The 18,680-nt window shown below is 35.0% G+C and carries 19 protein-coding genes and 1 tRNA gene; 7 read left to right on the top strand and 13 right to left on the bottom strand.

Annotated features, from left to right (window positions below; all coding sequences use genetic code 11):
* Positions 1 to 19 precede the first annotated feature (19 nt).
* The 3 genes from rpoD to rpsU all read right to left on the bottom strand — a co-directional run bounded on the left by rpoD (position 20) and on the right by rpsU (position 4,087).
* On the bottom strand, positions 20 to 1,861 hold the full coding sequence (rpoD, locus tag J3U14_RS06085; RefSeq protein WP_267352364.1) for an RNA polymerase sigma factor RpoD: 1,842 nt from the start codon (positions 1,859 to 1,861) through the stop codon (positions 20 to 22).
* Between the two features lie 84 nt (positions 1,862 to 1,945).
* On the bottom strand, positions 1,946 to 3,727 hold the full coding sequence (gene dnaG, locus J3U14_RS06080; protein ID WP_267352365.1) for a DNA primase: 1,782 nt from the start codon (positions 3,725 to 3,727) through the stop codon (positions 1,946 to 1,948).
* A gap of 144 nt (positions 3,728 to 3,871) precedes the next feature.
* On the bottom strand, positions 3,872 to 4,087 hold the full coding sequence (gene rpsU / locus J3U14_RS06075) for a 30S ribosomal protein S21 (protein ID WP_034882800.1): 216 nt from the start codon (positions 4,085 to 4,087) through the stop codon (positions 3,872 to 3,874).
* 189 nt (positions 4,088 to 4,276) lie between these two features.
* Here rpsU and hemB point away from each other — a divergent pair, with 189 nt between their 5' ends.
* The gene (gene hemB / locus J3U14_RS06070; protein WP_267352366.1) at positions 4,277 to 5,287 is read left to right on the top strand and encodes a porphobilinogen synthase; all 1,011 of its coding nucleotides are present in this window, start codon (positions 4,277 to 4,279) and stop codon (positions 5,285 to 5,287) included.
* 312 nt (positions 5,288 to 5,599) lie between these two features.
* Entirely contained in the window at positions 5,600 to 6,370 is a 771-nt protein-coding gene (locus J3U14_RS06065) for a hypothetical protein (RefSeq protein ID WP_267352367.1), read from the top strand.
* A 74-nt stretch (positions 6,371 to 6,444) separates the two neighbouring features.
* On the opposite strand, the gene nudC is transcribed toward J3U14_RS06065, so the two are convergent.
* The 6 genes from nudC to epmB form a co-directional block, all read right to left on the bottom strand.
* The gene (nudC, locus tag J3U14_RS06060; protein WP_267352368.1) at positions 6,445 to 7,251 is read right to left on the bottom strand and encodes an NAD(+) diphosphatase; all 807 of its coding nucleotides are present in this window, start codon (positions 7,249 to 7,251) and stop codon (positions 6,445 to 6,447) included.
* A gap of 63 nt (positions 7,252 to 7,314) precedes the next feature.
* Positions 7,315 to 8,943 (bottom strand): membrane protein insertase YidC, encoded by a 1,629-nt coding sequence (gene yidC, locus J3U14_RS06055; RefSeq protein ID WP_065558924.1) that lies wholly within the window; start codon positions 8,941 to 8,943, stop codon positions 7,315 to 7,317.
* On the bottom strand, positions 8,943 to 9,200 hold the full coding sequence (gene yidD, locus J3U14_RS06050) for a membrane protein insertion efficiency factor YidD (protein WP_267352429.1): 258 nt from the start codon (positions 9,198 to 9,200) through the stop codon (positions 8,943 to 8,945). Before yidD ends, yidC begins: the two co-directional genes overlap by 1 nt.
* Before the next feature lie 32 nt (positions 9,201 to 9,232).
* The gene (gene rnpA, locus J3U14_RS06045) at positions 9,233 to 9,589 is read right to left on the bottom strand and encodes a ribonuclease P protein component (protein WP_267352369.1); all 357 of its coding nucleotides are present in this window, start codon (positions 9,587 to 9,589) and stop codon (positions 9,233 to 9,235) included.
* A gap of 11 nt (positions 9,590 to 9,600) precedes the next feature.
* Positions 9,601 to 9,741 carry a 50S ribosomal protein L34 gene (gene rpmH / locus J3U14_RS06040; protein WP_039105005.1) on the bottom strand — a complete coding sequence of 47 codons (141 nt, stop codon included), beginning with the start codon at positions 9,739 to 9,741 and terminating at the stop codon, positions 9,601 to 9,603.
* 200 nt (positions 9,742 to 9,941) lie between these two features.
* Positions 9,942 to 10,967: an EF-P beta-lysylation protein EpmB gene (gene epmB / locus J3U14_RS06035; RefSeq protein ID WP_267352370.1), complete on the bottom strand. Its 1,026-nt coding sequence runs from the start codon at positions 10,965 to 10,967 to the stop codon at positions 9,942 to 9,944.
* A gap of 32 nt (positions 10,968 to 10,999) precedes the next feature.
* Between epmB and efp the strand changes: the two genes are divergently transcribed.
* Entirely contained in the window at positions 11,000 to 11,566 is a 567-nt protein-coding gene (gene efp, locus J3U14_RS06030; RefSeq protein WP_034882790.1) for an elongation factor P, read from the top strand.
* A gap of 158 nt (positions 11,567 to 11,724) precedes the next feature.
* Here efp and trmL read toward each other — a convergent pair whose 3' ends face one another.
* The 4 genes from trmL to thiI form a co-directional block, all read right to left on the bottom strand.
* Positions 11,725 to 12,210 (bottom strand): tRNA (uridine(34)/cytosine(34)/5-carboxymethylaminomethyluridine(34)-2'-O)-methyltransferase TrmL, encoded by a 486-nt coding sequence (gene trmL, locus J3U14_RS06025; RefSeq protein WP_267352371.1) that lies wholly within the window; start codon positions 12,208 to 12,210, stop codon positions 11,725 to 11,727.
* Between the two features lie 12 nt (positions 12,211 to 12,222).
* Positions 12,223 to 13,605, bottom strand: coding sequence for an envelope stress sensor histidine kinase CpxA (cpxA, locus tag J3U14_RS06020; RefSeq protein ID WP_416380171.1), 1,383 nt, complete (start codon positions 13,603 to 13,605; stop codon positions 12,223 to 12,225).
* A gap of 28 nt (positions 13,606 to 13,633) precedes the next feature.
* Positions 13,634 to 14,353, bottom strand: a complete 720-nt coding sequence (locus J3U14_RS06015) for a response regulator (protein WP_065558927.1) — start codon at positions 14,351 to 14,353, stop codon at positions 13,634 to 13,636.
* A 140-nt stretch (positions 14,354 to 14,493) separates the two neighbouring features.
* Entirely contained in the window at positions 14,494 to 15,942 is a 1,449-nt protein-coding gene (gene thiI, locus J3U14_RS06010) for a tRNA uracil 4-sulfurtransferase ThiI (RefSeq protein ID WP_267352372.1), read from the bottom strand.
* A gap of 179 nt (positions 15,943 to 16,121) precedes the next feature.
* Here thiI and secG point away from each other — a divergent pair, with 179 nt between their 5' ends.
* The 4 genes from secG to J3U14_RS05990 all read left to right on the top strand — a co-directional run bounded on the left by secG (position 16,122) and on the right by J3U14_RS05990 (position 18,641).
* Positions 16,122 to 16,442: a preprotein translocase subunit SecG gene (gene secG / locus J3U14_RS06005; RefSeq protein WP_267352373.1), complete on the top strand. Its 321-nt coding sequence runs from the start codon at positions 16,122 to 16,124 to the stop codon at positions 16,440 to 16,442.
* Positions 16,443 to 16,449: 7 nt separating this feature from the next.
* Positions 16,450 to 16,535: transfer RNA gene (locus J3U14_RS06000), tRNA-Leu, on the top strand.
* Between the two features lie 566 nt (positions 16,536 to 17,101).
* Positions 17,102 to 17,590, top strand: coding sequence for a hypothetical protein (locus tag J3U14_RS05995; RefSeq protein WP_267352374.1), 489 nt, complete (start codon positions 17,102 to 17,104; stop codon positions 17,588 to 17,590).
* 400 nt (positions 17,591 to 17,990) lie between these two features.
* Positions 17,991 to 18,641, top strand: a complete 651-nt coding sequence (locus tag J3U14_RS05990) for a LemA family protein (RefSeq protein WP_267352375.1) — start codon at positions 17,991 to 17,993, stop codon at positions 18,639 to 18,641.
* Positions 18,642 to 18,680 lie beyond the last annotated feature (39 nt).

The following is an 18,680-nucleotide window of genomic DNA, read 5'->3' as shown; positions in this document are numbered from 1 at the left end:
AGTTACAAATAAAAAAATACTATTCTAAAAAGCTACGTAACACGTCTGAACGGCTAGGATGACGCAATTTACGCAGTGCTTTGGCTTCAATTTGACGAATACGTTCACGTGTTACATCAAACTGTTTACCAACTTCTTCAAGCGTATGATCGGTATTCATATCAATACCAAACCGCATACGTAAAACTTTTGCTTCACGTGGGGTTAATCCAGAAAGAATATCACGTGTTGCGCTACGTAAACTTTCAGATGTTGCCGCATCTAATGGTTGCTCAAGAGCCGTATCCTCGATAAAGTCCCCTAAATGTGAATCTTCATCATCACCGACTGGGGTTTCCATTGAGATTGGTTCTTTGGCAATCTTAAGTACTTTACGTATTTTGTCTTCAGGCATTTGCATGCGCTCTGACAACTCTTCTGGCGTAGGTTCACGACCGATTTCTTGTAACATTTGACGTGAAATACGATTCAATTTATTAATCGTTTCAATCATATGTACTGGAATACGGATAGTTCTTGCCTGATCCGCAATCGAACGAGTAATCGCTTGTCTGATCCACCAAGTTGCATAGGTTGAAAATTTATAACCACGACGATATTCAAACTTATCAACTGCTTTCATCAAACCAATATTACCTTCTTGGATAAGATCTAAGAACTGTAAACCACGGTTTGTATATTTTTTAGCAATAGAAATCACTAAACGTAAGTTTGCTTCAACCATTTCTTTCTTGGCACGACGAGCTTTTGCCTCACCAATAGACATACGACGATTAATATCTTTAATCTGTTCGATAGAAAGATTAGTTTCCGTTTCAATTTTTTGAAGCGATTCAATTTGTGCAGCAACTTGCTCTTCAAACTCTTTTAAATTAGCGGCAAAAGCCCCTTTTGAGCTTGATGCTTTAGTAAACCAGTTCATGTTATTTTCATTACCCGTAAAATAGGTCATAAACTGTTTTTTCGGCATTTTACTTTGTTCGACACAAATCTTCATAATGACACGTTCATGTGCTCTTACACGATCCATCATGCTTCGCATATTGTTGACTAGAATGTCGAACTGTTTACCAACTAAACGAAATTGCTTAAATATTTCAGATAAATTTTCGATCTCTTTTTGTGCTTTTTTGTGAGCTCGTCCGTATTTTTTGATCGCTTCTGATGTTTTATCGTGTTGCTCTTTTAATTCAGCAAATTTAGCACGTGCAACTTCAGGATCAATAGAGACATCATCGTCTGCTGAAGAATCGCTATCTTCATCTTCGCTTTCATCATCACTGTCATCAAGTTCGATGTCAGCTTCACTATCTTCCAAATCTTCAGGAAGTGCATCACCTGATCCTTCAGCATTAGGATCAACAAAACCAGTGATTAGGTCGGATAATCGTACCTCACCACTTTCGGTTAAATTATATTGTTCTAAAAGATATGTAATTGCTTCTGGATATTCTGATACCGACGTTTGAACTTGGTTAATCCCATCTTCAATACGTTTGGCTATATCAATTTCGCCTTCACGAGTTAGTAGTTCCACTGCCCCCATTTCACGCATATACATACGGACGGGATCGGTTGTTCTACCAATTTCTGACTCAACATTTGATAATACCAATGCCGTTGCTGCTTCAACGGCTTCTTCATCAGGGACATTGTCTGAAAGTAATAAGTCATCAGAATCTGGGGCTTCTTCAAGCACTTGAATCCCCATGTCATTAATCATTTGGATTATATCTTCAATCTGATCTGAATCAATAATCTCTTCAGGCAAGTGATCGTTGACATCAGCATAGGTTAAATATCCTAACTCCTTACCTCGAATGATTAGGAGTTTAAGCTGTGATTGAGAATTTTGCTCCATAAAGGTATCCACATTAAAGTTGTTCGGTCATGTATATTATATATGTAAAACGCGGTAAAATTTGGTTCTACATATACCCAATATTTAGTCTTTTTTCGATAAAACAAGTATAAGTGTCGCTAATTCTTTTTTCTCTGCGGTACTTAAGCCGGAGACTCTCTCTTTTGCGATCAGTTCATCTTGCCGTTGGGCGAGTATATTATCATATAACTCTTTTAACGTATGCGAAAAAATTGACTCTATTTGATTGTCTTGATAATGGTGCTCCCATATTGCTAACCGATTTAGTTGCTTATAAAACGGTTTATCAATATATTCAGTTAAGATCTGTGCAGTAGTTATATTTGGGTAATGTTGGCATAATTCAAGTAGTTCAATTAAAATTTCAATACCCGCCATTTTCACTTGACTGATAGCTTTAATATCGGTGACTAGCTTAGCAAGATAAGGGTACTGAATTAATAAGCCGATTAAAATACGCATAGTAGTAAGTTTTACCTGAGACACAGGCGTATTAACCACCGTGTTTGTATCGTTTTTAGTGCGACTTGCACGCAAAAATTGCTCAAGCTGAGACACATCAAGTAAACCCAAATATTTACCTAATTGTTGCAACAAGTTTAAACGGAATGCTTTTGCTTTTACTTGATCAATTAAAGGTAAAGCGAGTGAACTTAATTTAGATTTTCCTTCAGGCGTTTTTAAATCAACTTGTTTCAAAAGTTCATCAAATAAAAACTTAGATAAATTTGGTGCCGTTTGTAAATAGGACTCAAATCCATCTTTACCTATTTTTCGAACCAAACTATCCGGATCTTCATCTTGTGGTAAAAAAGCAAAAGTTATCTCTTTACCGTCAATTAAGCAAGGTAATAAAACATTGAGTGCTCGCCAAGCTGCACTACGCCCGGCATTATCGCCGTCGTAACAAAATAGGACTGAATCTGTTGCTCTAAATAACAGCTTGATATGCTCTTCAGATGTCGCTGTACCAAGTGCCGCAACAGCATAATCTATCCCAAATTGGGCAAGCGAGACAACATCCATATATCCTTCAACCACCATCAGTTGTTTAGGATTACGATTCACTTCTTGTGCTTCATAAAGACCATACAACTGAAACCCCTTATGAAAAATAGGCGTTTCGGGTGAATTGATATATTTCGCATTATCATTGATAATCGTTCGCCCACCAAAGGCAATCACATTACCTTGTCTGTCACGAATCGGGAACATAATTCGACCACGAAAGCGGTCATATTGGTTACCATTATCATTCGTGACTAACATACCAGCTTGATTATAAAGCTCGGCTTCTGCTTTGCTTTTAACCACGTTTTGTAAGGTTAATCGCCACTCATTTGGCGCAAAACCAATTTTATACCGATTGATAATTTCGGCATTCAATCCGCGTTGTTCAAGGTATTGATTGGCATCTGTTGATGTTGGTTGGGCTAATTGTTGCTGATAAAAATGGGTAATTTTAGCCATTAACGTATATAAATCTCGGCGAATATTTCGAGATTCAATATGTTTGGATTGGTCGATTTGCTTGTTTTCACTATCGACATAAGGGACACGAATCCCTTGCATATTGGCTAGCTCTTCAATAGCTTCTGGAAATGATAAACGTTCATATTGCATCAAGAAAGTGACGACAGAACCCGTCGCGCCACAGCCAAAGCAATAATAGATCTGTTTTTTTTCGTTAAGCGAAAAAGAAGCCGTTTTTTCATCATGAAAAGGACAACAACCAAAATAGTTATTTCCCTGTTTTTTCATTTTAACACGTTTACTGATCACATCTAGAATGCTAGATCGAGCTATCAGTTCTAAAATAAAATCGCGAGGAATTTGACCTTTCATAATGAACGTTCAACCAATATTGGCATTTTAGAAAGACAACAAGCCGTACCTTGTGTACGGCTTGTAAGAATTCTTTATATTAAAAATATAACAAATTGATTTTTATATCAATTTAAATTTTAAGTATAAATAATCGCAAAAATATTAATATAAACGAGTGCGACGAGCGTTTTCTCTTTCTAATTTCTTAGCATGACGTTTAACAGCCGCTGCTTTAGCGCGTTTACGAATTGTCGTTGGTTTTTCGTAAAATTCACGGTTACGAACTTCAGCTAAAACTCCTGCTTTTTCGCAAGAACGTTTAAAACGACGTAATGCTACATCGAAAGGTTCATTTTCACGTACTTTAATTACTGGCATGTGCCTCTCACCTCAAAATTGGTTAATATCACAAAGGACTAAAAATTAGTGCGCAATTTTACCTCTAATCAACGTATGTTGTAAAGTAAAAATTTGATTTATTCTAATACAGCAAATTAATTTGCTAAACAGCTTTTGGCATCAGATAATTACTCTAATTTTAATAAGAAAAAATAAGCAGGAGCTTTTATGTCACCATTTATTACAGGTCAATATCCTAAGCGCCGACTCAGACGTAATCGGGCACAAGATTTTAGCCGACGTCTAATTGCAGAAAATAATTTAAGTGTTAATGACCTGATTTATCCGGTTTTTATTGTTGAAGGAAATCAGATTACTCAACCGGTTGCATCTATGCCAGGTGTAAACAGAATGAGCATTGATGTGTTATTGAAAGAAGCCGAACAAATTGTTCGATTAGGCATTCCGGTTTTATCTTTATTTCCCGCTATTGAACCTGAAAAAAAATCGCTTCTTGCACAAGAAGCCTACAATGAAAATGGTTTAGTTCCCAAAGCCGTACGTGCATTAAAAAAAGAATTTCCTGAGCTTGGCATATTAACCGATGTAGCACTTGATCCTTATACGACGCATGGACAAGACGGTATTATTAATGAACATGGTTATGTTCTAAATGATGTTTCTGTCGAAACACTTGTTAAACAAGCCTTGATGCAAGCTCATGCTGGTGTTGATGTTATCGCACCAAGCGATATGATGGATGGACGCATTGGCGCAATTCGTGACGAACTCGAAGCCCAAGGTTTTCATAATACGCAAATAATGGCTTATTCCGCCAAATATGCCTCGAGTTTTTATGGCCCTTTCCGAGATGCAGTCGGCTCAGCTAAAAATATAAAAGGTGGAAATAAAAAAACTTATCAACTTGACCCATCGAATAGCGATGAAGCCTTGCAAGAAATTTATCAAGATTTAAGTGAAGGTGCTGATATGGTCATGGTAAAACCCGGCATGCCTTATCTTGATATTATTCGCCGAGTGAAAGACACCTTTGCCGTTCCGACTTTTGCCTATCAAGTATCTGGGGAATATGCGATGTTAAAAGCAGCAATTGAAAATAATTGGTTAGAAGAAAAATCAGCAATTATGGAATCATTACTCTGCTTTAAACGCGCTGGTGCAGATGGCATATTAAGCTATTTCTCTAAACAAGTCGCCGAATGGTTAAATAACACTTAACAAAATTAATTTTAGCCATTTATAAAATTGACATGCATAGATTTGCATGTCGATTTTTACCCGCCTCTTTATTTAAGATTTTGATAAACATAAAATTAGTTAACCTATTATAAAATATCTAGATTTTAAAATCATCTTAATTGTTAATCGTCCATTAATTTAGTTTTCTTAAAATTTCAATATCGAGAAAAAATTTCTTAAAAAAACTTCAAAATTTACAAATCAGAATAATGTAAAAAAGTGTTAGCTCACCTACTTGTTAAGCTAAATATCTGATAATATTTGTGATAGCAAGTGATTAGGGAGTAATAAATGATTTATGAATTAGTTCCATCTGAATTACACAATGATCTTAATAATTTTCTTCATAACTTAAGAAGAATAACTCTGCAACGTTTTGAAGCATGTCCATTTTGTGGTAAAAGCGATTTTTATTTGATTCGGACAAACCCGACCAACACTTATCGTTGTAAAGCATGCAATAAGTATTCTACCGCGGCGACGAATACTCCTTTCAATCGTTTGACACCATTTAATTGGTTAGAAATAATATTCACTTACCGTATAAAAAATAAAAGCTATCAATATATTGCCAAAAAATTAGCATGTTCACTTGAAAAAGTTATACGACGCGATCATGCAATCATTCAATATTTAAAAATAAATTATACTTGTTTATACAGGTGGTATACCGATAATAAACAAGCCAAAATCACCACAACCTTAGAAGAACAACATCAAGTCATGAACACCAAAATAATGGCATTACTCAATGAAAAAACGCCTACTTGTCTCCATTGTGGATCATCAGAAACAATCAAAGTCGGAACACGAACATGCTATCGATGTAAACGTTGCCGACAAAGTTTTAATATTTTAGGTGATACCCAATTAAATAAATTACCTAGAGCAGACTTATGGTTACAATTTATCGATTTATTAGTATCAGGTGAAAATAATTTACAAATCGAAAAAAAGATGAATTTTAGCAGTAACACTGTCAGACGTTGGCGTTCTGCATGGTGTGACATGATGAAAAACTGGGATTGTAATGCATTAGCGGTATGGTGTAGCCGTCACTAAAATATGAATATTTTTAAGAAAACAAAATGAAAACGTTTAAACTTAAAAATATTCATTAAACCGATAAAACAACTTTAATCTTCACCAAATTTATCGTAATCACGACATAGCGCAATAGTATCTTCGATTAACCGTCTTGCTATTGTGCCATATTCTGGGATTTTAGGAAGATTGGAATAATGATACCAACCAGCATCAACTAATTCGTTTTTATCTATTTGTATCTCTCCGCTGTCATAATCAGCTAAATACGCCATCATTAGCGAATTAGGGAATGGCCACGGTTGTGATGCCACATAACGGATATTTTTTATTTGTATCTTGGATTCTTCGAAAACTTCTCGCTTAACGGCCATTTCCATTGTTTCACCAATTTCAGTAAATCCCGCCAAGACAGTATATAAATCATCCTGATTATGACGAACATGCTTTGCAAGTAAAATTTTATTTTTGTCTCGAATAGCAACAATGATAGAAGGTGAGATTTGTGGATAATAACGCTCTTTACAGTTATCACACATACAACACCATTCCGTCTTACTGATATACATCTTGCTTCCACAATAGCCACAATACTTGTGAGAACGATAAAATTCAGATAATTGAACTGCTCGCCCTGCCATATGGAATAATGATTGATCGGCTTCATAGGTAAGCAAAGATCGAATAGAACTCATAGAGTTTTTCATTTGCTTGCAAATAAGCCAAGCCGTTTGTCCATTCCATTCACCGATTGGTTGTGCAAGCTCTTGAGTAAAACCTAGTTCGTTTGCTTGTCCAAACGGCACTTTACCATTCGGTAACCATAGACGCCCATTTTGACTAACAAACCAATATCCCTTTTCATCTCCAGTTAAATGTAATTGTTGCTGTATATTCATAATCAATTAATACTCAAAAACAGATACGAAAAAGGAGGATTTTACTCCTCCTTCAAATTCTCATTATTTCTTTTTCTTTTCGTGAAGACCTTTTTTCTCTAATTCCCAATAGATAATACGTTGCTGCGCAATCGTAAATAAATTACTGACAATATAGTATAAAACTAAGCCAGATGGGAACCATAAGAAGAATACCGTAAAGATTAATGGCATATAGGTCATCAATTTTTGTTGTAATGGGTCTGTGACAGGTGTTGGTGACATCTTCTGAATTAAGAACATTGTCCCACCCATTAATAACGGTAAAATATAATATGGATCTTGTGCTGATAAGTCATGAATCCAAAGGGCAAATGGCGCATGACGGAGTTCGACACTATTACCCAACATATAGAATAATGACAAGAAAATTGGCATTTGAATCAACAGTGGTAAACAACCCCCTAAAGGATTCACTTTTTCTTGCTTATAAAGCGCCATGGTTTCCATGCCCATTTTTTGTCGGTCATCACCATAACGCTCTTTTAACGCTTGTAAACGAGGTTGTAATAACTTCATTCTAGCCATTGAGCGATATTGCGCGCGTGTTAATGGGAATAAAATACCACGAACGATAAACGTGATAGCAATAATTGCAATTCCCCAATTACCAACAAAACTTTGGATAAATTTCAATAAATAAAATAGAGGTTGAGATAAGAACCATAACCAACCATAATCCACAATTAAATCAAGATGTTTTGCTGTTTGCTTTAATTCGCTTTGAATTTCAGGCCCTAACCACAATTTTGCACTAATCGTTTGCGTACTGCCTGCTTGCACTGTCGTGGATTCACCTTTAAAACCAATGGTTGCTTGCGAATTCTTCGCTGCAGCTCGAGAATAGAATAAATTCTTCTGATCCTGTGTTGGAACCCAAGCCGATGCAAAATAGTGTTGCAACATCGCAACCCAGCCTGTTGTTGTTTCGATAGATAATGCTTTATTTTTAATATCGTCAAAACTGTATTTGCTATAATTTGTATCAGCGCTAGAGTAAGCCGTACCACGGAAAGCACTTAGCCCTAATCCACCACCACCTTCAGTCACGGCATCATGTGGTAACTCAATAGTCTGTTTTAACTGCCCATACATCGCAACTTCAACAGGCGTTGAACTTTGGTTATCAATTGCATACTCAACATCAATTGCATAACTGCCACGATGTAACACATAATATTTAGTGTATTTCACGCCATTGATTTGATAACTGAGCGGTACGCGCAGTTCATCTTGCCCGTCAGCTAACGTATATTCGGTCTGCGCTGTTTGATAAACAGGACGTTGAGAGTTTTGCGTCGCATTATCAGGGCCATCTTTACCGGTTAAACCACTTTCGGCAATATAAACATAATCAGGACGTGAGGTTAACAATTGGAAAGGTGTACCTGAATGGAGAGTCTGCTCATATTTTAATAATTGAGCCGCTTGCACATCACCGCCGTAAGTATTAATGGTAAGTGAAAGAACATCAGATTTAACAATAATGCTCTTACCAAGCAGTGAAGCATCATTCGAATCATTATCACTAACATGTTGTGTCATTTGATTGGTAATAGGTGGTTTAGGGGCATGATCCTCTTCCCAAGCCTTCCAAATAAAAAACGATACAAAAAGTAAAGCAATAACTAAAATATTACGTTGAGATCCCATTAGTGTTTTTCTCTATTGTTTTTAATATTAGGAGGAACAAGATCTTCTCCTCCCTCATGTAAAGGGTGACATTTTAATACACGTTTCACTGTTAGCCAACCTCCTTTTAATAATCCAAAGCGTCTTAGCGCAATTATTGCATACTGAGAACACGTTGGGGTAAAGCGACATTTTGGACCAAATAAAGGGCTGATGACTTTTTGATAAACACGAATCATTAAAACAAAAATATTTATTATCAATAATTTACAAGCCATTACATGCTGTTTGATAACCAATAAAATTTTGTTCACATCTGGTGTTTGCCGACAATTTTTTGGCATAGTTTATCTAATGTAGCGAAAAGTTGTTGATTATCTAATTCTATAACAGGTTGCTTCGCCATTAAAATAAAATCAATGTTAGGTAATTGATGTTGATGATGACGGAAATACTCTTTAGCAAGTCGTTTGATCCGATTACGCTCATGTGCTCGCTTAACCTGCTTTTTAGCTATAGCAAATCCCAAACGTGGATGCGATAACTGGTTTTTACGAGTAATTAGCGTAAGGAAAGGCGATCCCGCTCGTGTGGATTCTTGAAAAACATAATTGAAATCAAAGGGAGTTAACAAGCGCAACTCCCGAGGAAAAGTGAGTTTAGTCACTCAACTTTAAATTAGCTAGAAACAGTTAAACGAGCACGGCCTTTAGCACGACGGCGAGCAAGAACTTGACGACCGTTTTTAGTAGCCATACGTGCACGGAAACCGTGAGTTCTGTTGCGTTTTAATACTGATGGTTGAAATGTGCGTTTCATGACGATTTATATCCAAATCTAATTTATCAACAAGTTGTAGAGTAAAAACTCCACAGCATTAATTAAAGAGGTCGGAATTATAGAGGCTATTTTATTTTTCGTCAATGAGATTTTAAAAGATAAATGATATAAAAATAACCTAAAATAGCCGTCACTGCCGTAAGTATCAGATATCATGTCACCCTTTAATATCGAATAAATTAATCATTAAAAGTTAGAACTCGCTTACTTTTTTCACCGCCGACTTCACGTGCTAATTTAGGAACTAAATAACCCGATACCTGTTCAGATAACTGCTTCATTAATTGTTTAGCGTGCTTGTCTTCTACTAAAAAATGAGCGGCACCTTGTACTTTATCTAATAAATGTATGTAATAAGGCAAAATACCATTATCAAATAGCTTATTACTCAATTGTGCTAACGTCGTTACATTATCATTAATATTTTTCAATAACACACTTTGATTAAGAACGGTCACATTATGTTGCTTTAATTGATTAACCGCTTGTGACACATCATCATCAATTTCATTAGGATGATTAATATGCGTGACAACAACAATTTGTAAACGACTTTTAGCAAAAAGTCGACAAAGTGTATCAGTAATACGTGAAGGAATCACTACCGCTAAACGGGTATGAATGCGTAGCCGTTTAACATGCTTAATTTTTTCTAATTCACTCATTAGATAATCTAATTCATGGTCTTTAGCCATTAATGGATCACCACCAGATAATATGATTTCATCAAGCTCTGGATGATTCGTAATATAATCTAATGCAACCGTTAAATTTTTTTTATTACCTTGATTTTCATGATACGGAAAATGTCGCCTAAAACAGTAACGGCAATTAATCGCACACGCCGTTTTAGTCATCAACAAGGCTCGATTGTGATATTTATGCAATAATCCCGGAATAGCGTTATCTTGTTCTAGCAACGGATCGGCACTAAAACCACTAACTTCAATCATTTCATTATCATTACAAAGCACTTGTAACAATAGCGGATCCGTATAGTCACCCTTCTTCATTCGATGAATAAAAGCCATAGGAACTCGAAGCGGAAACTGTTTTTTCGCTTGTTTCATTGATATAGAAATCGTATCTGGATCCAAATCTAAATAACAATAAAGTTGCTTGATATCGGTCACAACATTAGCAAGATCAAAAATCCAGTCATCTTTATTTGGTAGTTCAACTTTTTGCTGTATAATATGGCTCATTTTTGTAATTCAGAATCATAGTTGGAGCTTTTATGGCATCTTATAGTACTAATGAGTTTAAAGCCGGTCTTAAAATAATGCAAGATGGTGAGCCGTGCGTAATTGTTGAAAACGAATTTTATAAACCCGGAAAAGGGCAAGCAATTAACCGCGTTAAAATTAAAAAATTACTTTCTGGTAAAACCGTTGATAAAACGTTCAAATCAGGTGAATCAGTTGAAGCTGCCGATGTTGTCGATATGAATCTAACCTATTTATATACCGACGGTGAATTTTGGCACTTCATGAATAACGACACATTTGAACAATTATCTGCTGATGCGAAAGCAGTTGGAGATAACGCTAAATGGTTAGTTGATCAAGCAGAATGTATCTTAACATTATGGAACGGACAACCTATCGCCGTTACCCCACCTAACTTTGTTGAACTTGAAGTTATCGAAACAGATCCAGGTTTAAAAGGTGATACAGCAGGAACTGGCGGTAAACCAGCAACATTATCAACTGGTGCTGTTGTCCGTGTACCACTGTTTGTACAAATTGGTGAAGTACTTAAAGTTGATACACGTTCAGGCGAATACGTTTCACGTGTTAAATAAAATCGGTTAAATATCTTAACGATTGAAAGAATATAGCGAGGCTTAAACAGTCTGGCTATATTCAAAACAACGCTCACAAAGTTACTTGTCAACATTGATAAAATAACTAAACTCTTTTTTATCCTTCATTTCCAGTTTTTCAAACAACGACTAAATAGTTATTTAGCACCGATATAACCTAATTGTCGCCATGATTCATAAACTACCACCGCAACGGAGTTAGACAAATTCATGCTACGGCTATTGGCTAACATAGGAATGCGAATTTTATGATCTTGTGGAAGCACATCAAGTATAGAAGCTGGTAATCCCCGTGTTTCTGGGCCAAACATCAAAAAGTCATTGTGTTTATAACTAACTTCACTATGTGACTTTTGCCCTTTTGTGGTTAATGCATAAACTTGGGTGGCTAAATCAAGTTGGTTTGATTCTAAAAAATGATGAATATTTTTATAACGTTTTACATCGACAAACTCTTGATAATCCAATCCTGCACGCCTAAGTTTTTTATCATCCCAAAAGAATCCCATTGGTTCAATAATATGTAAATTAAAGCCCGTATTTGCACAAAGACGGATAATATTACCTGTATTAGCAGGAATTTCGGGTTCGAACAAAACAATATTTAATGGCGCTTTAGACACAACAATTCTCTTCTATTTTTTATTTTGGATAGGCAATACTATCACAACTCTTAGTCCCCCTAACGGACTTTTCTCTGCTTTAACAGTTCCGTGGTCTCGTGTTATCGCATTACAAACAATAGCTAAACCTAAACCTGTCCCACCTGATTCACGATCTCGTGCTTCGCTGGTACGATAAAAGGGTCTAAAGATCTGTTCTAATTCATTATCTGCCACCCCTAACCCATCATCGTCAATAGTAATAGTTAGGTGTTTATGATGCGCGACAAAATCCACCACAATTTTATGATTTGAATAACGAAAAGCATTGCGTATTACATTTTCAAGCGCACTACATAACGCCGCTGGATAACACAAAATAGTCTGATTGCCCGGTGGATTTATAATTAAGAAATCTTTTCCAATTTGTTCTGCTTCAAATGTGGCATTATCAAGCACTTGCTTAAATAACACATTAATACTATTTAATTCCCGAATCTCATTATTATCATATTGATGTCTGGCTAATGATAATAGATCACCAATCATGGCATCGAGTTTTAAGGCTTCATTATTAATACGAGTGACTTCTGTACCTTCGCCTTGCTTACGACGCAATAATGATGCGGCAAGCTGTAAACGTGTTAATGGTGTTCGTAATTCATGAGAGATATCGGAAAACAAACGTTGCTGAGATTCTTGCATTCGTTTCAGTTCCCGTAACATATGGTTAAAACTTGCACCTGTTGCTTTATACTCAGAAGAACCAATTGTTTCGAGATCTGGCCACTCTTGTAAATTACCTTTAGCAACCTGATCAGCTGCGCTTTTTAAACGTCTTGCTGGTTTTGCGATACTCCAAGATAACCAAAGTAAAAATGGTGAGCTAATTAACATCGTTAATGCTAACAACAAAAAGGGATGATCGAAGATAAGGCTAACAAACTGTGATTGAATATCCGATGCTGGTTGTAAAACATACAATTTATATTGCTCTTTAGCGTAATTAACCAGAAATGGGCCGATGATTTCTTGCGAACCATAAATCTTTTTAGCAGGATCATCAACATTATGAGATTTTTCACTAAAGTTTTTTACTAAATCTATGTTTTTAGTATCTGCGGTTATGATTTGCTCATTGGGTGTTAAGATAAATAAGAATTGTTCGGATTTTTGATGATTATCCATAACAACAATAAAACGCATCCACCAACGAAAACTATTTTTAGGAACATTGATTAGCTCTTTTTCGAGCTGATTAGCGAGTATATTGCCAGTTTCTTTTTCTTTATTCGCCAAATAAGTTAAATTTCGGGAATCCAGAGTCGGCAAAACGATAATCAGCATCAAAAAAAAAGCTATTGTCAGTAAGAATATAGTGAATATTCGGATAGTCAGACGATCAAAAATCCACATATCTTCTTACCTTTTTAATAAACAACATCTAACTTTGTAACAGATCATCATTCTGATCTACGACAAATAGATAGCCCTTAGATCGCAATGTTTTAATCCACGGTAAGCCATCACTACGGGGTGGAAGCTTCTTACGTAAATTAGAAACATGAACATCAATTGAACGCGCAAGAGGAATAAACTCTTTACCAAGCACTGTTTCACTCAAGGTATCACGAGAAATTATTTTTCCTGCATTTTCAAGAAGTTTTAATAATATTTGAAATTCGGTGCCTGTTAATTCAATATATTTGTCATCAAAAGAAACAGATTGTTGCTTTCGATTAACGGTTAATTTATCAATCGTATATTGAAGAGACTTCTCACCAAAGCCACCAACTAAATTATCCCAACGTTTACGACGTAATAGTGCGTTAATCCGCGCAACTAACTCCCTATCATTAAATGGTTTCAAGATATAATCATCTGCACCAAGTTCAAGTCCAATAATTTTGTCAAACTCGTTGTCTTTAGCTGTTAAAAAAATAACTGGAACCGTGTATTTATTTCTAAGTTGAGATAAAACACTTAATCCATTCATTTCAGGCATCATAATATCAAGTAATATAAGATCAATGGTATTATCAAACTTATCTAAAGCCTGTACTCCATTATTAGCTGTTACAACTTCAAATCCTTCTAATTCTAATAATTCACACAACAACGAGGCTATCTCTGGATCATCATCAACTACAAGTAATTTGTTCATTACAACCCTCTTAATCCTATTGATTCATAATATTTATATTTTAATTAAAATTAATCCTATTATTGATATAGCTTTTATTTTTTCCTTACCGTTATTATATATGCAAAAAGTGCTAACAATATACAAAATTCTTAGCAATTTTATTCTTTAAATATTTTAACGTTACAAAAACCCTGTTCAATAAGGTATAAAGCCTGTAATTTACTCATTACACCTCGTGCACAATAAAGTAAATATTGCTTAGATTGATCTAAATCGCCGAATTGAGTGGCCAACTTATAAAATGGAATAAGCTTAACTTCAACATCGTTTAATTCAAGAGGCTGATCTTCTTGTTCATCTGGGGAACGAATATCAATAACCACATGTTCATCATTAAGTTTACTAACAGTTTCTACTTGCGTGATAGTTGTATCGGCTTGTTTAGCAATTTCGCGGATATCGATATTTTCAGCTTCGTCAACCGCCTTATCTAAAATAGAAAAATCAAAATTCAACTCTTCGGCTTCAATTTTTTCTTTTACTGCCTTCACGGTTGGACTTTTCGAAATCACACCACAAAATTCTGGCATCGTTTTAGCAATATCTTCCGTTCCAATCTGACGAGCAAGATTAATAATAGTTTCTTTATCATGCGTAATAAGAGGACGTAACACTAAAGTATCACTGACATTATCGATTAAGCGTAAATTGGTTAAAGTTTGACTTGAGACTTGCCCTAAAGCCTCACCAGTAACTAACGCTTCGACCTTATAGCGCTGAGCAATTTTTGAGGCAGCTCGAATCATCATTCGTTTAAGAATAACGCCCATTTGACCGTCATCCACCTTTTCAAGAATCTCACCTACCACGTCGGCAAAATCGATAGCAATAAAACGAACTTTATGTGAACTCCCAAAACGCTCCCATAAATAGTGTGCCATCTGTTTAACACCAATTTCATGTGTCTTACCGCCAAGATTAAAAAAGCAATAATGAACACGACAGCCACGTCTAATGAGCATATAGCTTGACACACCAGAATCAAAACCGCCTGAAATTAACGAAATCACATCTTCTTGTGTGCCTGTTGGAAACCCACCAATACCATCATATCGACCTTTAACAAGCAACAACTTATCTTTATCAATTTCTAAATTAACAGTAATGTCAGGGCGAGTTAATTTCACTTTAGATGAAGCAACATATTGATTAAGCCCCCCACCGACATAACGCTCAACATCAATCGAGGTAAAATCATGTTTTCCTCGACGTTTAACCCTTACACAAAATGATTTGTTTTCGATTAACGGCGCATAGTAATTCAATGCTTTTTCGAATATGTCATGAATATCCACATAAGGCATCTCATCGACCGCTAAAATATGATGAATACCGGGAATCCGGATTAATAAATCAAGAATTTGCGCTTCACTGTTGGCAACTTTTGGACGGACTTCAATAAAATCCCAATGACGAATAACCGCAACGTCTTCAATATGACGTTTCAAAATGTTACGAATATTACTGGTCAATATTTTTATAAAACGTAAACGAACAGATTCACTTTTAATGGTAATTTCAGGAAACAGCTTAACAATAAATTTCATAAAACAACGATACTATAATAAAAATGGCGACATTATACTGATTTTTACCCCGGAAACATACAATTGATTACGATAAATACAGAAAATAAGAAAATATACTTGCTTGTTTGTCACACTTTCGCTAATATTTCGCATCTATAAATTTTTGTTGTATAACACTTAAAAAGTGACAGGTTAAAATGTACGGAATTTTAATAGCAGGTTATTTGGTTATTGCTTTAGCAATAATTGTACTAGTATTAATACAGCGTGGTAAAGGTGCTGAAATGGGCTCTTCATTTGGGGCAGGTGCATCTGCAACCTTATTTGGTTCATCAGGCAGTGGTAACTTTTTAACACGTACAACTACCGTTTTAGGTGTGCTATTCTTTGCATTAAGCATTGTGTTATCTAACATGGTCGGTACCAGTAAATTCAGTCACATTGACGTGAATGAAAGTACGCCTGTGACAACACAACAAACAACAAATGATAATCCGACATCGGATATTCCAAATTAATTACGGCGCCGTGGTGGTGAAATTGGTAGACACGCTATCTTGAGGGGGTAGTGCTCTAAGGGCATGCGGGTTCAAGTCCCGCCCACGGCACCAATTCAATAATCAGCAACATTCTTCAAAATTCTTTAAAACACATCAAAGCTAGTAAAAAAAGCCTTAAAGCCTAGTTTTCTATTCTTCAAGCGTCCATAAGATATATTTACAACCACATTATTTATGTTATACGTATCTCATATAACTAAAAATCGTATAACGATGGCTTGTATAACTGTCCTATTAACAGTTACTCAAATCAAAACAACTAAATTATAAGATAAAGATTATTCGTTATCAGACGGCAACAATTTATTTTTGAGTTTAATTTGGTTTGATTATTTTTATTCTTTTGCTTTTGAATAAGGTTAAGGTATTGGTTGATATAAGGCTTAATCACTTAAATTATTCTCTTTTTTTAAATTGCGATTAATATTTGTTAATACTGGTTAATTTTTCTTATGTTATCACTACACTAACAAGAAATGACTACATATTATTTTCTTTTTAAGCTATTCTATTAAGTACGCTATAACTAATTTTTTTGTTATAGCTTTTCTATTAGCCTTTAATCATTTGGCTATATTACTTAATCCAATTTACTAAACCAAACAATGGAATATATCATGAAAAAATTCATTCCTATATTATTCTTATGTAGTTTGTATGGTAGTAATAGTTATGCAGATGAAAGTCAAAATAGTTTCCAAAAACAACCTCAATCACAAACAAATACCGATTATACTGAATATAAAGCTCATTTAGCCGATAATCTTTCTTTGTCATTTTTTGTTGATAGCCAAGAACAAAAAGCCATACCCGTGTTATTGAAAGATGGCAAAAAATATCAGCCAATTAGTATCAAATACTGTATTAAAAATTCTGATGCTTGCTGGCGACAAATTATTTATCATAATTCACTTTCTCATATTAGTTACAACCTTGATAAACCCGAAAGCAGAAAGAATTTATTGATATGGAAAATAGAGTATCTCGATAATGGTCAATTAGCTGAAACCGATTTTACACAGGCACCAAAAACAGGAGCTTTACCTGATGGGGATGATGATTATGATCCGTATATCCTTTGGCAATCAGACTTGAGCAATTATTAGTTCAAAATAATGTCAGCCAATAAGTTAATATAATAAGAATTAGCAAATCGATAATTTGCTTTTTGATTATATTAACTTATGTTTTCTCTAAAAAATGAAATTTAATCGGTCACCACAAATTAGAATTTTATTCTTCTAACTCAATTTGTATTGAAAACTCACGTTAATTTACTAAAAAAGTATTTCTAAAATTATCTTTTCAAATCAATAAAAATGGCGATAACTAAAATAAGAAATATCCTATGCGAATATCTAAATTTTCCTTAAAACTTAATCAGTTTCAAAAATTTTATAATTAACAACTAGTTGTTAAAATTGTATTTTTATGTTAATTTGCATCATCAATTTAACAATCTTATAGTTAGACATAAGAGTTATTGGATATTTAATAAGGATATGTATGTTATCAACTATTATTATTATTCTAATTTTTATCACCGGTTGGTTATTCTTTGCCTATAATAAACTACGTGGTTTAGCCGAAAATGTTAAGCAGACACAGGCTAATATTTATGCTACGGTCAAAAAGAGACAAGATATAGCACAAAGACTTTCTGATATTGCTTCGAGCTATGGGAATCACGAAAAGCTTACACACTTTACCATTACTGAAAGTGACAGCATTAGCAACGCAGCTACCCGCACGTCACAAACTTCTCAGATATTAGGGAATGTTCAAATGTTAGCTAATCGATATCCTGATTTAAAAGCCAATACAACTTACCAACAATTAATGGTTCAATTAGATGAAATTGAAAACTCAGTTCTGATAAGAAGAGAAGCTTATAATGCCGCAGTACAAGTATATAATTCCACTCGCGGTAGTGTTCCTCATCTATTCTATGCTAGTAAACTAGGATTTGGTGAAGCGGCCTATTTTGAAATGGATCAAAATGGTACTGAACAACAAGCATCGTTTAAAACCGACGATGGTAAAATATTAAGAGACACAATTGGTAGAATGGCCTCAGTAGCTTCTGGAAGGGTAAAAAAAATTAAAGAAAAAACAAATAATAACTCAGAAGATAATCAGTCCAATCAACAAAATTAGTTAATCCTATTTTTACACCTACAACCTTGTTGTTTTATC

The organism is Gilliamella sp. B3801 (assembly GCF_026536645.1).
Taxonomy (GTDB): Bacteria; Pseudomonadota; Gammaproteobacteria; order Enterobacterales; family Orbaceae; genus Gilliamella; species Gilliamella apicola_I.
The sequence above is the reverse complement of the archived record's forward strand: the minus strand, read 5'-3'. Positions and strand labels throughout refer to the sequence as shown.

Coding starts and splice junctions, on each gene's coding strand:
- rpoD (WP_267352364.1), bottom strand. CDS start 1,861: ATGGAGCAAAATTCTCAATCACAGCTTAAACTCCTAATCATTCGAGGT.
- dnaG (WP_267352365.1), bottom strand. CDS start 3,727: ATGAAAGGTCAAATTCCTCGCGATTTTATTTTAGAACTGATAGCTCGA.
- rpsU (WP_034882800.1), bottom strand. CDS start 4,087: ATGCCAGTAATTAAAGTACGTGAAAATGAACCTTTCGATGTAGCATTA.
- hemB (WP_267352366.1), top strand. CDS start 4,277: ATGTCACCATTTATTACAGGTCAATATCCTAAGCGCCGACTCAGACGT.
- J3U14_RS06065 (WP_267352367.1), top strand. CDS start 5,600: ATGATTTATGAATTAGTTCCATCTGAATTACACAATGATCTTAATAAT.
- nudC (WP_267352368.1), bottom strand. CDS start 7,251: ATGAATATACAGCAACAATTACATTTAACTGGAGATGAAAAGGGATAT.
- yidC (WP_065558924.1), bottom strand. CDS start 8,943: ATGGGATCTCAACGTAATATTTTAGTTATTGCTTTACTTTTTGTATCG.
- yidD (WP_267352429.1), bottom strand. CDS start 9,200: ATGGCTTGTAAATTATTGATAATAAATATTTTTGTTTTAATGATTCGT.
- rpmH (WP_039105005.1), bottom strand. CDS start 9,741: ATGAAACGCACATTTCAACCATCAGTATTAAAACGCAACAGAACTCAC.
- epmB (WP_267352370.1), bottom strand. CDS start 10,967: ATGAGCCATATTATACAGCAAAAAGTTGAACTACCAAATAAAGATGAC.
- efp (WP_034882790.1), top strand. CDS start 11,000: ATGGCATCTTATAGTACTAATGAGTTTAAAGCCGGTCTTAAAATAATG.
- cpxA (WP_416380171.1), bottom strand. CDS start 13,605: ATGTGGATTTTTGATCGTCTGACTATCCGAATATTCACTATATTCTTA.
- J3U14_RS06015 (WP_065558927.1), bottom strand. CDS start 14,353: ATGAACAAATTACTTGTAGTTGATGATGATCCAGAGATAGCCTCGTTG.
- thiI (WP_267352372.1), bottom strand. CDS start 15,942: ATGAAATTTATTGTTAAGCTGTTTCCTGAAATTACCATTAAAAGTGAA.
- secG (WP_267352373.1), top strand. CDS start 16,122: ATGTACGGAATTTTAATAGCAGGTTATTTGGTTATTGCTTTAGCAATA.
- J3U14_RS05995 (WP_267352374.1), top strand. CDS start 17,102: ATGAAAAAATTCATTCCTATATTATTCTTATGTAGTTTGTATGGTAGT.
- J3U14_RS05990 (WP_267352375.1), top strand. CDS start 17,991: ATGTTATCAACTATTATTATTATTCTAATTTTTATCACCGGTTGGTTA.